Origin of the sequence: Desulfovibrio sp. 1188_IL3213 (genome assembly GCF_036763145.1) — a bacterium.
Lineage (GTDB): Bacteria > Desulfobacterota > Desulfovibrionia > Desulfovibrionales > Desulfovibrionaceae > Desulfovibrio.
This window is the reverse complement of sequence record NZ_JBAIYR010000434.1, coordinates 1-1,815: the sequence shown is the minus strand read 5'-3', so window position 1 is coordinate 1,815 and position 1,815 is coordinate 1. Positions and strand designations below refer to the sequence as shown.

General features: G+C 61.2%; 2 protein-coding genes. Both read left to right on the top strand.

Going from position 1 to position 1,815, the window contains the following annotated elements:
• On the top strand, nucleotides 1-1,053 hold a 1,053-nt coding region (gene amrS, locus V6C16_RS12310), incomplete at its 5' end, for an AmmeMemoRadiSam system radical SAM enzyme (RefSeq protein WP_333543334.1).
• A complete protein-coding gene (locus tag V6C16_RS12305; protein WP_333543333.1) occupies nucleotides 1,053-1,556 on the top strand; it encodes a cob(I)yrinic acid a,c-diamide adenosyltransferase in 504 nt (167 codons plus the stop codon). The genes amrS and V6C16_RS12305, both read left to right, overlap by 1 nt.
• The last annotated feature ends 259 nt before the right edge of the window (nucleotides 1,557-1,815 follow it).

Sequence of the window (1,815 nt, the reverse complement as noted above, 5' to 3'; positions counted from 1 at the left end):
CCGCCGGTTCCGGCACGGAGGGGCGCTGATATGCAGACACAACTCTGGCAGCCGCTGCAAGGCCAGGATCAGGGCAGCGTGCTGTGCCTTTTGTGCGCGCACGCCTGCCGCCTGAAAAAAGGAGCCAAGGGCCTGTGCGGCGTGCGGGCCAACGTCAACGGAGAACTCGTCTCGGTGGTGCGCGATGTGGTCACCGCCGTCAATCTTGATCCGGTGGAAAAAAAGCCTCTCTACCACTTTTTGCCGGGCAGCAGGACCTTTTCCGTAGGCAGCGTGGGCTGCAACTTTTCCTGCAAGTTCTGCCAGAACAGCGACATTGCCCACATACCCGCCAACGGCGTCGTTCCCGGCAGACGCGCGGCGCCCGAAGACCTGGTGGTGCTGGCACAGGAAAACCGCGCCCGCAGCATGGCTTTTACCTATAATGAGCCTACGGTTTTTTTTGAACTGGTTTACGAAACCGCATCGCTTGCCGCTGCTCGGGACATGCGCAGCCTGCTGGTCACCAACGGCTACATGTCGGCGGACTGCCTGGCGGTTCTGAGCCGGAGCATTCAGGCCGCAAATGTGGACCTCAAGGCGTTCAGCGACAGCTTTTACCGGCAATACTGCGGAGCGCGGCTACAGCCCGTGCTCGACAACCTCAAGACCATCAAGGAGATGGGCTGGTGGCTTGAGGTAACGACCCTCGTCATTCCCGGGGTCAACGACAGCCCGGACGAACTCAAGGCCGCCGCGTCCTTTATCCGGGAGGAACTGGGGGCCGACACGCCCTGGCATCTCTCCGCCTTTCACGGCGCGCACCGCATGGCCGACCACCCCTCCACTCCGCTGGCAAAGCTTGAAGAGGCATGGACCATCGGGCGCGAGGAAGGCTTGCATTTTGTATATATAGGCAATGTGCAAAGCGCTCTGGGCAGCAATACGTTTTGCCCCCAGTGCGGAAATCTGGTTATAGAGCGCCGGGGCTACAGTATACGGTCGCTCATGCGGGCGGACGCGCCCGGCGCGTGTCCTTCATGCCATACGGCCCTGGCAGGAGTGTGGAGCTGATGATTCTTGTGTACACAGGCAACGGCAAAGGAAAAACGAGCGCCTGCACCGGGCAGGCGGTGCGCGCCCTGGGGCAAGGCATGACCGTGGCTTTTGGTCAGTTTATGAAACGCGACGGGCAGGCAGGCGAACAGGCCATGCTGACCCAATGGCTTGGGCAACGCTTTCTGGCCGGGGGCTGCGGTTTTCTGCGCCATGAAGAAGACCGGCCCGCCCATCGCGAGGCGGCCCTGAGGGTGCTTGAATGGGCGCGGCAACAGATGGCCGAGGCTGACATGCTTGTGCTGGACGAAAGCCTTTACGCCTTTGGCGCGGGCATTCTTTTGCGTGAGGAAATTGAAGAACTTATGGCGCTGGCGCGACAGCAGGATACGCATCTGGTGCTTTCCGGCCGCAACGCGCCGGACTGGCTGGTGAACGCGGCGGACCTTGTGACCTCCATGACCGAAATCAAGCACCCCTGGCGCGAGGGCATCAAGGCCGCGCCCGGCATCGAATATTGAGGACAACGCCGCCTCAGGGCCTTTGCCCTTTTATGCGGCAAGGCGCGCCCCTTGCATTCATGATTTATGCAAGCTGTAAAAAATCTGTAAAAATCGTAAGGACTGTTCATGGCGGCATTTACCATCTACGTGGCCGGATCTTTCAAGCATAAACACGGCGTGCGCCTTCTGGGCCGCGAACTGCGCGGCATGGGCTGCCGCATTCTGGACTGGACGGAAAAAGCCGTGCCGCCCCCGGGCCTGACCCCGGCGGAGCGTC

Bases quoted from the DNA above. Each gene is read 5' to 3' on its own strand.
- V6C16_RS12305 (WP_333543333.1), top strand. From the start codon at position 1,053: ATGATTCTTGTGTACACAGGCAACGGCAAAGGAAAAACGAGCGCCTGC.